This window comes from Leeuwenhoekiella palythoae, assembly GCF_900130045.1.
In the GTDB taxonomy this organism is placed as follows: Bacteria; Bacteroidota; Bacteroidia; order Flavobacteriales; family Flavobacteriaceae; genus Leeuwenhoekiella; species Leeuwenhoekiella palythoae.
Window position 1 is genome coordinate 443530 of the sequence record NZ_FQXT01000003.1, and the last position, 13581, is coordinate 457110.

Genomic DNA, 13581 nt, shown 5'->3' on the forward strand with positions numbered 1-13581 from the left:
ATCAATCATCTTGTGAGATAATAATCTTATAAAATTTCCTTAATTTATTATGCGTGCATAGTATTATTTTTTTAACTTTACGAAAACGTATGAGTAAAAAAGATATCACAATAGATCACGCCCTTAGAGCGACCTGGCAAGCCGTCATTAAAATGTATAATGAGCAAGCTGCAAAGTTAGACAGTACGATGGCTACAGGTTTTGCTTTATTGAGTATAGACCCTGAGGAAGGAACGCCTTCTACAGCTTTGGGACCTAGGATGGGAATGGAAGCGACCAGTCTCTCTAGAACCCTAAAATCAATGGAAGAACGCGGACTTATAGAACGTAAACCCAATCCGGCTGATGGTCGGGGCGTATTGATTTTCCTGACTGAATTTGGAAAGGAAAACAGAGACTTTAGTAAAGACCGTGTATTGAAATTTAACGAGGCGGTTCGCGCTAACATTGATGCAGAAAAAGTAGATCACTTTTTTGAAGTGATTCACGTCATCAATGATTTAATACAGAATAAAAAAATTTATAACACTTCTGAAACTACTATAAAACAATGAGTAAAAGACGTATAAATAAAGTTGCAGTAATTGGCTCTGGTATTATGGGAAGCGGCATCGCTTGCCATTTTGCAAACATAGGAGTTGAAGTGCTGTTACTCGATATAGTTCCTCGCGAACTTAACGACAAAGAGAAAGCAAAAGGCTTAACGCTTGAAGATAAAGCGGTACGCAACAGACTGGTAAATGACCACCTTCAAAATGCGTTAAAATCTAAGCCCTCTCCTATTTACCACAAAGATTTTGCAAATCGCATCACTACTGGTAATATGGAAGATGATATCGCTAAAGTAAAAGACTACGACTGGATCATCGAGGTGGTGATCGAGCGTTTAGATATCAAAAAGCAAGTTTTTGAAAAACTCGATAAGCACCGTACTCCGGGCACACTGATCACTTCAAATACTTCAGGAATCCCGATCAAGTTTATGAGTGAAGGTCGAAGCGATGATTTCCAGAAGCATTTCTGCGGAACACATTTCTTCAATCCGGCGCGCTACTTAGATCTTTTTGAGATCATTCCGGGACCAAAAACTGACAAAGAAGTTTTAGAATTCCTGAATGCCTACGGCGAAAAATTCCTTGGAAAAACTTCAGTTGTAGCAAAAGATACTCCGGCTTTTATCGGTAACCGCGTAGGTACCTATAGTATAATGAGTCTTTTTCACACCGTGGAAGAACTTGGGATGACGGTTGAAGAAGTTGATAAATTAACAGGCCCGGTAATTGGTCGTCCAAAATCGGCTACCTTCCGTACCGTTGATGTTGTAGGACTTGACACCTTAGTTCACGTGGCGAATGGTATTCGTGAAAACGTAGAAAACGATGAGCGTGCTGAGTTGTTTTCGCTACCTAACTATATCAACACGATGCACGAGAATAAATGGTTGGGAAGCAAAACCGGACAAGGATTTTATAAGAAAATTAAAAAGGAGGACGGCTCTAGCGAGATTCTAACGCTAGACTTGAATTCTATGGAATACAGAGCCAATAAACGCGCCTCTTTCAGTACGCTTGAGATGACCAAGTCTATTGATAACGTGGCAGATCGTTTTCCGGTTTTGATTAAAGGAAAAGATAAAGCCGGAGAATTCTTCCGTAAAAATTTCGCCGGATTATTCGCTTACGTGCAGAATAGAATTCCTGAGATCACAGATGAACTATACAAAATTGATGACGCGATGCGTGCCGGTTATGGCTGGGAACACGGTCCGTTTCAAATATGGGATGCCGTAGGTTTAGAGAAAGGAATCGAATTGATGAAAGCCGAAGGTTATGAAGTAGCCGATTGGGTTGCTGCAATGCTTTCTTCCGGAAAAGATTCCTTCTATACCGTTAAAGAAGGAAACACCTTCTACTACGATATTCCGAAGAAAGAATATTTGAAAAAACCGGGTCAGGATGGCTTTATTATTCTCGATAACATCCGTCAATCTAAAGAGGTATTTAAAAACAGCGGCGTTGTTGTTGAAGACCTCGGCGATGGAATTCTAAATGTGGAATTCCGTTCTAAAATGAATTCTATCGGTGGTGATGTGCTATCAGGTTTAAATAAAGCTATCGATTTAGCAGAAAAAGATTTCGCCGGACTCGTTGTTGCCAATCAAGGGAAGAACTTCTCTGTGGGTGCCAATATCGGGATGATCTTTATGATGGCCGTTGAGCAAGAATATGATGAGCTGAATGCTGCCGTTAAATACTTCCAAGATACCTGTATGCGCTTGCGCTACTCTTCTATTCCTACTGTTGTTGCTCCACAAGCTATGACTTTAGGAGGTGGTTGCGAGATGACTTTGCACGCAGACCGCGTAGTGGCCGCTGCTGAGAGTTATATCGGTTTGGTAGAATTTGGTGTTGGGGTAATTCCCGGCGGTGGTGGTTCTAAAGAAATGACTCTTAGAGCTTCTGAAACTTATAAAAAAGACGACGTCGAGTTAAACCGACTACGCGAATATTTCCTAACAATTGGTATGGCAAAAGTTTCGACTTCTGCCTATGAAGCTTACGACTTAGGGATTTTAAAACCGGGTAAAGATATTGTCGTGGTCAATAAAGATCGCCAGATCGCTGCAGCTAAAGAAGTAGCGAAGTTTATGGCAGATCAAGGCTACACCAAACCTATTGAACGTAGCGATATTAAAGTCTTAGGTAAACAAGCTTTGGGTGCTTTTTTAGTAGGAACCGATCAAATGAACGCAGGGAAATACATCAGTGATCACGATAAGAAAATCGCTAATAAACTAGCTTATGTAATGGCCGGCGGTGATTTATCGGAGGCTTCTTATGTAAGTGAGCGTTACTTGTTAGATCTTGAACGCGAAGCCTTCTTAAGTCTTTGCGGAGAGCGTAAAACCTTAGAGCGCTTAGAGCATATGATCAAGAAAGGGAAACCGCTAAGAAATTAAAGTAGAAATTAGAAAAAAGATAATAGATCAGAGACGATTAAGAGATTACAAAATCTATCCTCTTATATCTTTTCTCTTTTCTCTCAAAAAAATCTAAAAAATGAAAACAGCATATATCGTAAAAGCATACAGAACAGCCGTAGGGAAAGCACCGCGTGGTTTGTTCCGTTTTAAAAGACCAGACGAACTCGCCGCAGAAACCATCGATTACATGATGAAGGAGCTTCCTGACTTTGACAAGAAGCGCATTGATGATGTGATGGTGGGTAATGCGATGCCTGAGGCAGAGCAAGGCCTTAACGTTGGTCGGTTGATCTCTTTGATGGGATTAAAGATCGAAGACGTTCCAGGAGTAACGGTGAACCGTTATTGCGCTTCAGGAATTGAAACCATCGCGATGGCTTCGGCTAAAATTCAGGCAGGAATGGCAGATTGTATCATCGCCGGGGGTGCCGAAAGTATGAGTTACATCCCTATGGGTGGTTACAAACCGGTTCCTGATTATAAAGTGGCAAAAGCCGGAAACGAAGATTATTATTGGGGAATGGGACTTACTGCAGAAGCGGTAGCCAATCAGTTTAATGTTTCTCGGGAAGATCAGGATGAGTTCGCTTACAACTCACATCAGAAAGCCTTAAAAGCGCAGGAAGAAGATCGTTTTAAAGAGCAAATCGTTCCGATTGATGTGGAGCACACATTTGTAAACGGTGCCGGAAAGAAAGAAACTAAAACCTATACGGTAAGTAAAGATGAAGGTCCACGTGCAGATACCAAGCTTGAGATTCTGGCAAAATTGCGCCCTGTTTTCGCCGAAGGCGGAAGCGTAACCGCAGGAAACTCTTCACAAATGAGTGACGGTGCAGCATTTGTACTAGTGATGAGCGAAGAAATGGTTAAAGAACTGAATCTAGAACCAATAGCGCGTCTGGTGAATTTCGCAGCCGTTGGTGTAGAACCACGCATTATGGGAATTGGTCCCGTAAAAGCAATTCCGAAGGCTTTAAAACAAGCCGGATTGCAGCAGAAAGATATCGACCTTATCGAATTGAATGAAGCTTTCGCTTCGCAATCCTTAGCCGTAATCAGAGAGTTAGATCTTAATCCAGATATCGTAAACGTAAACGGTGGTGCCATCGCTTTAGGTCACCCGCTAGGTTGCACGGGAGCTAAACTTTCCGTTCAGCTTTTTGATGAAATGCGCAAACGTGAAATGAAGAGTAAATACGGCGTTGTCACAATGTGCGTAGGTACCGGTCAGGGTGCAGCCGGGGTTTATGAGTTCCTTAATTAGAAATCTTAGAATAGAGAGCAAAGAACAGAGATAAAAGAGTTTTAATTATGAGCAAAAGAAGGCATAATTATAAAAACTTAAAAATTTGGTCTTTAGGATTGGAAATAGCTTGTGATATTTCTGATGTAATTGAATCTTTTCCTAAAGATGAAAGATTTGATCTCGCTTCACAAATGAGTAGAGCTAGTACATCAATCCCAAGCAATATTTCAGAAGGTTCATCTAGAACAGATAAAGCTTTCAGCACTTTTATTGATTATGCTCTGGGATCTTCATTTGAATTGGGTACTCAATTACTGATAGCTAGACATAAAAATTATATAGACGATAAAAAAATAGTTGAATTAGAAACCAAAATACAGGAATGGCAAAAAATGACAATGGGATTTCAAAACGGCTTGTAACCGATGATCTCTTCTCTTTTTTCTCTATTCTATTTTCTTAAAATACATTACAATGGCAGAAACAGCAGATAAAAAAGAAATTCTACGTGGCGGGCAATTCTTAGTTAAAGAAACCGCTTGTGAAGATGTTTTTACTCCCGAAGATTTTAACGAGGAGCAAAAAATGATGAAGGAAACGGTTAAAGAATTTGTTGACCGTGAGATTGTTCCTAACAAAGAACGTTTTGAACATAAAGACTATGCGCTTACCGAAGAAGTAATGCGTAAAGCCGGTGAACTTGGTCTTCTTGGTATCGCTGTTCCTGAGGAGTACGATGGTCTGGGGATGGGCTTTGTTTCAACGATGCTTGTTTGCGATTATATTTCGGGAGCTACGGGTTCTATCGCGACAGCCTTTGGTGCGCACACCGGGATTGGTACAATGCCAATCACCCTTTATGGTACCGAAGAGCAAAAGAAAAAGTACGTTCCCAAATTGGCTACCGGCGAGTGGTTTGGCGCCTATTGTTTAACAGAACCGGGAGCAGGTTCTGACGCCAACAGTGGTAAAACAAAAGCTGAACTTTCACCAGACGGAAAAAGCTACAAAATCAACGGTCAGAAGATGTGGATTTCCAATGCCGGTTTTTGTAACCTGTTTATTGTTTTCGCTCGTATTGAAGATGATAAAAACATCACCGGTTTCATTGTAGAAAATGATCCATCAAACGGAATTTCACTTGGTGAAGAAGAAAAGAAGTTAGGTATTCACTCCTCTTCTACCCGTCAGGTATTTTTCAATGATACCGTGGTTCCTGTAGAAAATATGCTTGCCGGTCGTGGCGAAGGTTTCAAGATCGCGATGAATGCACTTAACGTAGGTCGTATCAAACTTGCTGCTGCCTGTCTCGATGCGCAACGTCGTATCATTGATATGGGCGTAAAATATGCAAATGAGCGCGTTCAGTTTAAAACACCGATTGCCAAATTTGGTGCGATCAAGTATAAGTTGGCTGAAATGGCTACGAATGCATATGTATGCGAAAGTGCTTCCTACCGCGCAGCTAAAAATATTGAAGATCGAATCGCAATCAGAATGGCCGATGGTAACAGCCATCAGGAAGCCGAATTGAAAGGTGTTGAAGAGTATGCGATCGAGTGTTCTATTCTTAAAGTTGCCGCTTCAGAAGATATGCAGAATTGTGCCGATGAAGGTATCCAAATTTATGGTGGTATGGGCTTCAGTGCCGATGCGCCGATGGAAGCTGCCTGGAGAGATGCTCGTATTTCGCGTATTTACGAAGGTACCAACGAGATCAACCGTATGCTGGCAGTAGGAATGCTTGTGAAAAAAGCGATGAAAGGTCACGTAGATCTATTGAACCCTGCGATGGCAGTTGCCGATGAATTAACTGGAATCCCTTCTTTTGATACCCCAGATTATTCTGAAGTCCTTTCTGAAGAAAAAGCGATGATTGCTAAACTGAAAAAAGTATTCTTGATGGTTGCAGGAAGTGCAATCCAAAAATATGGGCCAGCACTAGAAGAGCACCAGCAATTATTGATGGCAGCTTCAGATATCTTGATTGAGATCTATATGGCAGAAAGTGCCATTTTACGTACAGAAAAGAACGTAAAACGCTTTGGCGAAGACGCTCAGAAAGAGCAAATCGCAATGGCGCAATTGTACCTGTATCACGCTGTAGATACCATTAACCAAAAAGCAAAAGAAGGCATTGTGTCTTTTGCTGAAGGTGATGAGCAGCGTATGATGCTTATGGGTCTTAAGCGTTTCACCAAATATCAAAATCAGCCTAATGTAGTTGCTTTACGCAATATCATCGCTGAAAAAGTAACGGAAGAAAACACCTATCCGTTCTAAGGTTTTGCCCTAATTATTACATTTTGATTTGAATTCAACCCCGAAGCTTTGCTTTGGGGTTTGTTTTTTAAAGAGTAATGAGAATGGAATAAACTAAGATTGGCTCAAATCTTGATTACTTTGGTTGTGATGTAAGAAACATTGTATCTTTAAAACTTCAACTTAGTTTATGCAAAAAATAGGATTTATACTGCTTGCGTTTGTGATGAGCTTTTCACTTCAAGCGCAGGAAAACACAGAGGTTTTTCTTTTTGAGATCAAAACAACACCAACCACTATTGAAATAGTAAATGGTAAAAACATTTCTCAAAATGCAGGGTATGACAATCAGCCTTCATTTTATGATGAGAGCACGTTGCTCTACAGCCGCACTCAGGATAGCCTTACTACAATTGGGGTTTATGATATAAGTACTTCTAAAACTTCAGTTTTCACTAACGAACCGAATAGCGGTTTTTTCTCTGCGCAACGCATTCCAAATACTGAAACGATCGTTGCGGTACGTCAAGATCCAGAAGGCCGTCAGCGCTTGGCGCAGTATGATTTTCAAACCAAAGCTTTCAAAAAGCTTTTAGATAGCAGTCAAGTTGGTTATTTTTCCTTTTACGATCAGCAAACCTTTATTGCTTCGGTTTTACAGCCAAATCAAATGGATCTCTTCCTTATAAATATAGAAAAAGGAACTTCAGAAAGCATCATCACCAATTCCGGAAGGTCAGTACAAAAAATACCAAATAGCAACTCGATGAGTTATACGGTGGAAAATGAAACCAAAAATATGGATCTCTATACACTCGACTTTTCGGGTGACGAACCTACAAGCTATTTCGTATGCGAGATGCCCATTGGTCGGCAAGATTATACGTGGCTCGATGAAAACCGGATTCTTGTAGGTAGCGGTGATAGTCTTTTTGTCTATGATCTATTTGGCGAACCGGCGTGGACGTTTGCCGCGAGTTTAAACAGCTACGGAATTAAAAATATCACCAGAATGACTGTCAGTCCCGACGGAAAATACCTCGCAGTAGCGGCAGAACCTGTAGAAAACTAAACCCAATAGGTGCCTAAGCAAACTAAAATCATAATTCTCATTGTTCTCGCTCAGTTTCTGGGAACATCGTTGTGGTTTGTAGGCAATATCGTGGTTCCGCAACTTCCTGTCGCCCGTTTGGGAAATCCCGATCTTTTAGGAGATTTGCTTGCCGCAGTACAGCTTGGTTTCATTCTGGGAACGCTTGTTTTTGCAGTGCTCGCGATTGCAGACCGCTTCTCGCCGTCTAAAGTTTTTGCCGTAAGTGCCATTTTGGGAGCAGTCGCAAACCTAGCTTTACTCTTACCTCAGGCCGAAAGTGGCACTTTATTAATCTCACGATTGAGCACCGGTTTTTTCCTAGCCGGAATTTACCCCGTTGGAATGAAGATCGCAGCCGATTATTTTGAAAAAGGTTTAGGAAAAGTTTTGGGGTTTTTGGTTGGCGCTTTGGTCCTAGGTACAGCAATCCCCCACGCTTTGAACAGTTTTGAAGTTTCGGTAGATTATAAGATTATCACATTGGTAACTTCAGGTTTAGCTGCTGTTGGCGGACTATTAATCGGTGTTTTCGTTGCTGATGGTCCGTATCGAAAAGCGCAGCAAAAACTCTCGATAAAAGCGATTCCTTTTATTTTTCAGACTAAAAAATTCAGAAGAGCAGCTTTTGGTTATTGGGGACATATGTGGGAATTGTACGCCTTTTGGGGATTTCTACCTGTTTTTATCAACTATTATCAAGCAGAACATCAAGTCTATCTCAACACTTCGCTTTGGTCCTTTTTTGCTATTGCAATCGGTGCAATTTCTTGTGCGTTTGGCGGAGTTTTGACGCAGAAAATAAGCAGTAAAAAAGTTGCCTATTACGCACTCGTAATCTCAGGAATGTGCTGTTTGGTTTCTGCTTTTAGTATTGAATTCCCACCGGTGATTTTTGGTTTCTTTCTATTAATCTGGGGCGCTGCCGTAGTCGCAGACAGTCCGCAGTTTTCAACATTGGTCGCACAAAATGCTCCACCCGAATACCGTGGGACCGCACTGACGCTCGTTAATTGCATAGGATTTGCGATTACTGTCGTTAGTATTCAACTGCTGAATTATTGGGTTATTCATTTTGATATTGATTATCTTTTTTTGGTTTTAAGTCTGGGGCCTATCTTTGGAATTTTGAGTTTGTACCGGTCTAAACTATGAGAATTCTTTACTGCTTTTTCTTTCTGATTTTTATAGCCTGTGGCAAAAATGAGGGTCCGCCGCCACTGTTTCAAAAGTCTGAAAACACGTTTACGCCGGTTCAAAAAGCGATCATCGCTCCACGTGTTGATGGTAAACCTCACGATCCCGCTTGGCAGCATTTAGAATGGACGCAAATGAACAATATTTGGAGCGGAAAAGCTTCAGCAAATTCAACAATTCAATATAAACTGACGTGGACGCCTGATGCGCTGTATGTATTGCTTCGGTTAGAAAATATCACAATTCAGTCTACTTTTGGCAATCCGATGGAGCACTTCAACAGCGAAGATCACTTAAGTGTGTATGTTGACGAAGACAACAGCGCCGGGAGCTATGAAAGTTCTTATAATGCTTTTAACTATCAAATTTCTCCGTCTAACACTTCAGTCTTTCTAGATCAAAATAAGAAGCCAAGAACTGCTAATCACGCGGTTTATTCCGCTGTAAAAAACTATGGGATTATATCCTATTGGGAATTAAGAATAACCTATTTTGATTCCACATTTAATCCCAACGCTCCGCACGAAGCCGTATCTTTAAAACCCGAAAAATTAATGGGCTTTGCGCTCGCTTTTGAACACGCTGATGCCAAAGCTACCAACACGGTTCTTGGTTCTGTTGCGATTCCCCAAGATTACGAGGGACGCATAGACCTGGATGCCGGACTTTTTGAAACCCTAAAATTGATTCAATAATTATGGAAAATAGAATAGCACTTAATGACAACTTAAGCTTATCACGCATCGTTCACGGATACTGGCGTTTGCGCGATTGGAATTTGAGCGATGACCACCTTTTAAAGCTTATTGAGCAAGTTTTGGAGTTAGGAATCACTTCTTTTGATCACGCAGATATCTACGGAAATCACACCTGTGAAGCCTATTTTGGCCGAGCATTAGCTAAGAGACCGGAGCTGCGTGAAAAGATGGAATTGATAAGCAAGTGCGGCATCAAGATGGCTACCGATTACAATCCGGAGCTTGACATTAAGATCTATGATTACAGCACCGAATACATTATAAAACAAGCCGAAACTTCGCTTAAAAACTTAGGTACAGATCGCCTAGATCTTTTATTACTACACCGCCCTGCACCTTTTTTCAATCCGGAAGAAGTTGCCAAGGCTTTTGATCAGCTTAGAAGCAGTGGCAAAGTGCTCAACTTTGGCGTTTCAAACTTTAGTCCGGCGCAATTTGATACCCTGCAAAGTTATCTTGATATGCCTTTAGCCACCAATCAGGTTGAGATTTCTGTGAGTTGTTTAGAACATTTTGAGAATGATAATACCGAATATTTCTTAAAACATAAAATCAAACCGATGGCGTGGTCGCCACTTGCGGGCGGGGCTATCTTTAACCCAAAAACGGAAAAAGATCAGCGTTTAACTGCCGAATTAAAAAGCATCGCTGCCGAATTGAATACAGATATAGATCAAGTGATGTATGCGTGGCTTTTAAAGCATCCTACGGGGATTATGCCTATTGTGGGATCACAACATATCAACCGAATTAAAAGTGCTGTTGATGCCCTTGAAATCGAATTGAGTCTAGAGCAATGGTATAAAATCTATATCGCTTCTAAAGGCGAAGATTTGCCTTAGTTTTTTTCAAATCGGAAATAAAGTCAAAAAGCCTGATCCATACCGAATCAGGCTTTTATTATTCCAATGGTTTGATGATAAAACTAAATTCATAATCCTGAGGCTTCAATTGGTATTTTTCTAGTGGTTTTGCACCCCAGCTGTTATCGCCTCCTACTCCGGTTTGCTTATAATCAATATGAAGACTGATCAAATCCCGAGGTTTTATATCTGTGGTATGACGCTGCGCTTTACGAGTTCCCGGGTCAAAATCAGCAGTATAATTGTGATGTGCGCTGAATGAAAATTCCGGTAATCCCAGTATTTTAAAACCGCTTCCTTGATCGTCTGTAAGTTGCAGCCAACGGTTTTCGGTGCGATAACCATTTTCTTGTGGCCGAATGTAAGGGTAATATAAATCTGCTACTGAAGCTTCATAAATACCCACAAAAGCCGCTTCTTTACGATCTTGATAGTTCTCAAAGGGTCCACGGCCGTACCATTTTACCTGATCAAATTCCTTCGGAAGTATCAAATTCATTCCAAACCGTGGAAGCTCAGCAATATCTTCAGCGCCGGAATATTCTAGTTTCTCATTGATTTTTAAGCTTCCGTCTTTATAAAGCGTGTAGCGTATTTTTGTTTTGGCCTGAAGTGTGTCTAATGCAAGTGTCGATTCTAAAATCACAGAATCTTTAGTTTTTGCCAAGGTTTCAAAACTGATCAACTTCTGATTTTTTGAAGCGTCTTTCCAAAGTTTTCCTCGCTTTTGATAATTATTACCAAAATCATTGTCTGTAGGTGCCCGCCAAAAGTTCGCTCTCGGCGCTTCCAATAGATAATCCTGATCCTTATACGTCCATTTGGCTAAGCTTCCGGTTGTTTTATCAAAATATAAACTGAAGTCTTCACCAGAAACTTCAAGCGCATTTCGTGTATCTATTGTTTTAAGCTTTCTCTTTTCTAAATCCGGTGTAAATACCAGCGGTGCTGCCTTTTGAAGTAAAATCTGATCTTGTGCAATAACAAAACCAGCGGGAAGCATTGCAGATGCGTCTTTGGTTTTTATACTGAAATTGATAAAATACTCGCTTCCATCTTCAGGAAGTTCAAGTGTTTTTATTGAAAAATCTACCGACTGCTGTGGTGCTACATCAAAAGCAGGAAGGTTATCTTCAGCGATAATTTTTCCATCCTTCAACACTTCATAACTGATCGTATAGTTATTTAAATTGGTAAAGAAGAATCGGTTTTCCAGTTTAAACTTCCGCTTTAGCGTATCGACTAGACTAATTTTCACATTTTGATATACATGCTTTACTTCTGCTAAAGCCGGATGCGGACTGCGATCAGGATTGACCAAACCATTCAATACAAAATTTCCATCGTTGCGATACCGGTCGGGACCATAATCGCCGCCATACGTCCAATATTCAGTTCCTGTGCTGTCCTTTTTCACAAAACCCTGATCTACCCAATCCCAAATAAAGCCACCTTGCAATTGGTCATGTTTATATACAAAATCCCACAAATCGCTCAGATTTCCCGTGCTGTTCCCCATACTGTGGGCATATTCACACCAGATAAACGGGCGATCGGGATACTTGCCCAAGTAATGTTCTTCGATATAATTCATACGCGCGTACATCCACGGGATGACATCGGTGTGCGGTTCTTGAAAACTCTTACCGCGCTCGGCACGCTCGTATTGCACAGGTCGTGTGTTATCGCGGTTTTTGATCCAGTGATAGCCATCAATAAAAGCTGGGCCATCGCCGGCTTCATTCCCCATAGACCATATAATGATCGACGGGTGATTTTTGTTGGTCTCCACCATTGCTTCAAGTCGGTCTTGATGCATCAAGGCAAACTCCGGTTTGTTTGCGGGCGTTTTATCTTCATCATAACCAAAACCATGCGTTTCTATATTGGCTTCATCCACCATATAAATCCCATATTCGTCACAGAGGCTGTACCATAGCGGATCGTTAGGATAATGCGAATTGCGCACCGCATTGATGTTATTTTCTTTAAAAAGCCTAATATCCTCCAGCATCGATTCTTTTGAAATCACGTGCCCTGTGCGCTGGTCATGTTCGTGGCGATTTACCCCCTTCAGCAAAATAGGTTTCCCGTTAACCAGTAAATTTCCGTTTTTGATCTCGCTGGTTCTAAAGCCTATTTTAGCCGAAGTACTCATCAAAAGTTCGTCTCCTTTTCGCAGGGAAAGCACTACTTGATACAACTTAGAATGTTCTGCACTCCAAGGCTCTATAGTTTCAAAAGTTTCTTGAAACTGAAGTGTATCGGATTTTGCTGAAGCCAGTCTTAGGCTTTGTGTTGCGCTATACAGTTCTTCATTAGCATCGCTGATCTTTAAATCAAGCTGAAGACTTTCAGTAGTGGCACCGTCATTTTTTATAGCAATTTTTCCATCGAAAATGCCATCAATATATTTGGAATCCAGTCCGGTTTTGAAAAAGAAATCCTGAATATGTACTTTAGGCTGCGCATAAGCATACACATCACGTTCTATTCCGCTCAGGCGCCAGAAATCCTGATCTTCAAGATAGGTGCCGTCGCTCCAGCGGTAAACTTCCACAGCGATCTCATTGTTTCCCGGTTTTATAAAAGACGTGATATCAAACTCTGAAGGTGTTTTTGCGTCTTCGTCATAACCCACTTTTTGCCCGTTGATCCAAACATAAAATGCACTGGTAACACCGCCAAAATAGAGTTTGATCTGCTTATTCTTCCAATCCTTCGGAATGATAAATTCTCGCTTATACGAACCAACAGGATTATAAATTGTATCTACAAAAGGTGGATTGATCGCGTGTGTATAACCGGCACTCACATACAACGGAAAATCGTAACCCTGCATCTGCCAATCTCCCGGAACGTTGATATCATCCCAATCGTTAGTTTTGAATTCTGGTAGATAAAAATCCTTTGGACGCTGCTCTGGAGTATCTGCAAGATTAAACTTCCAAGTTCCGTTTAGGAGCAACAGATTTTTTGAATTGTAATATGCATTTTCAACAGCTTCTTCCTCAGAATCATACACGTAGAACGTAGATCCCGGTGCTTCGGTGTTTTGCGTAACCACACTCAAATTTTGCCATTCGGGCAATTCCTGTGCATTTAAAATTGGCGAGCACAAAAAAACCAAGCCTAATAGAAAACTCAAAGAAAGAATACGCATATCATATTTTTTAAGA

General features: G+C 41.0%; 10 protein-coding genes. 9 read left to right on the forward strand and 1 reads right to left on the reverse strand.

What is annotated here, in order from left to right:
- Window positions 1-89 precede the first annotated feature (89 nt).
- The 9 genes from BUA96_RS09185 (at window position 90) to BUA96_RS09225 (ending at window position 10381) form a co-directional block, all read left to right on the forward strand.
- Window positions 90-554 (forward strand): MarR family winged helix-turn-helix transcriptional regulator, encoded by a 465-nt coding sequence (locus tag BUA96_RS09185; RefSeq protein WP_072982451.1) that lies wholly within the window; start codon window positions 90-92, stop codon window positions 552-554.
- On the forward strand, window positions 551-2959 hold the full coding sequence (locus BUA96_RS09190) for a 3-hydroxyacyl-CoA dehydrogenase/enoyl-CoA hydratase family protein (protein WP_072982453.1): 2409 nt from the start codon (window positions 551-553) through the stop codon (window positions 2957-2959). Before BUA96_RS09185 ends, BUA96_RS09190 begins: the two co-directional genes overlap by 4 nt.
- A gap of 100 nt (window positions 2960-3059) precedes the next feature.
- The gene (locus BUA96_RS09195; RefSeq protein ID WP_072982454.1) at window positions 3060-4250 is read left to right on the forward strand and encodes an acetyl-CoA C-acyltransferase; all 1191 of its coding nucleotides are present in this window, start codon (window positions 3060-3062) and stop codon (window positions 4248-4250) included.
- Window positions 4251-4297: 47 nt separating this feature from the next.
- The gene (locus BUA96_RS09200) at window positions 4298-4654 is read left to right on the forward strand and encodes a four helix bundle protein (RefSeq protein ID WP_072982456.1); all 357 of its coding nucleotides are present in this window, start codon (window positions 4298-4300) and stop codon (window positions 4652-4654) included.
- A 52-nt stretch (window positions 4655-4706) separates the two neighbouring features.
- Complete coding sequence (locus BUA96_RS09205) at window positions 4707-6515, forward strand: acyl-CoA dehydrogenase family protein (RefSeq protein ID WP_072982457.1); 1809 nt, start codon at window positions 4707-4709, stop codon at window positions 6513-6515.
- A 169-nt stretch (window positions 6516-6684) separates the two neighbouring features.
- Window positions 6685-7566: a TolB-like translocation protein gene (locus BUA96_RS09210; RefSeq protein WP_072982459.1), complete on the forward strand. Its 882-nt coding sequence runs from the start codon at window positions 6685-6687 to the stop codon at window positions 7564-7566.
- Window positions 7567-7575: 9 nt separating this feature from the next.
- Window positions 7576-8739 carry an MFS transporter gene (locus tag BUA96_RS09215; RefSeq protein WP_072982460.1) on the forward strand — a complete coding sequence of 388 codons (1164 nt, stop codon included), beginning with the start codon at window positions 7576-7578 and terminating at the stop codon, window positions 8737-8739.
- On the forward strand, window positions 8736-9476 hold the full coding sequence (locus tag BUA96_RS09220) for a sugar-binding protein (RefSeq protein WP_072982462.1): 741 nt from the start codon (window positions 8736-8738) through the stop codon (window positions 9474-9476). Before BUA96_RS09215 ends, BUA96_RS09220 begins: the two co-directional genes overlap by 4 nt.
- Window positions 9477-9478: 2 nt before the next feature.
- The gene (locus BUA96_RS09225) at window positions 9479-10381 is read left to right on the forward strand and encodes an aldo/keto reductase (RefSeq protein WP_072982464.1); all 903 of its coding nucleotides are present in this window, start codon (window positions 9479-9481) and stop codon (window positions 10379-10381) included.
- 58 nt (window positions 10382-10439) lie between these two features.
- Here BUA96_RS09225 and BUA96_RS09230 read toward each other — a convergent pair whose 3' ends face one another.
- Window positions 10440-13565: a beta-galactosidase, LacZ type gene (locus BUA96_RS09230; RefSeq protein ID WP_072982466.1), complete on the reverse strand. Its 3126-nt coding sequence runs from the start codon at window positions 13563-13565 to the stop codon at window positions 10440-10442.
- Window positions 13566-13581: the final 16 nt, after the last annotated feature.

What these genes read in the sequence shown, in the direction of transcription:
- BUA96_RS09210 (WP_072982459.1), top strand. Translation starts at nt 6,685, where the DNA reads ATGCAAAAAATAGGATTTATACTGCTTGCGTTTGTGATGAGCTTTTCA.
- BUA96_RS09200 (WP_072982456.1), top strand. Translation starts at nt 4,298, where the DNA reads ATGAGCAAAAGAAGGCATAATTATAAAAACTTAAAAATTTGGTCTTTA.
- BUA96_RS09225 (WP_072982464.1), top strand. Translation starts at nt 9,479, where the DNA reads ATGGAAAATAGAATAGCACTTAATGACAACTTAAGCTTATCACGCATC.
- BUA96_RS09205 (WP_072982457.1), top strand. Translation starts at nt 4,707, where the DNA reads ATGGCAGAAACAGCAGATAAAAAAGAAATTCTACGTGGCGGGCAATTC.
- BUA96_RS09230 (WP_072982466.1), bottom strand. Translation starts at nt 13,565, where the DNA reads ATGCGTATTCTTTCTTTGAGTTTTCTATTAGGCTTGGTTTTTTTGTGC.
- BUA96_RS09195 (WP_072982454.1), top strand. Translation starts at nt 3,060, where the DNA reads ATGAAAACAGCATATATCGTAAAAGCATACAGAACAGCCGTAGGGAAA.
- BUA96_RS09185 (WP_072982451.1), top strand. Translation starts at nt 90, where the DNA reads ATGAGTAAAAAAGATATCACAATAGATCACGCCCTTAGAGCGACCTGG.
- BUA96_RS09220 (WP_072982462.1), top strand. Translation starts at nt 8,736, where the DNA reads ATGAGAATTCTTTACTGCTTTTTCTTTCTGATTTTTATAGCCTGTGGC.
- BUA96_RS09190 (WP_072982453.1), top strand. Translation starts at nt 551, where the DNA reads ATGAGTAAAAGACGTATAAATAAAGTTGCAGTAATTGGCTCTGGTATT.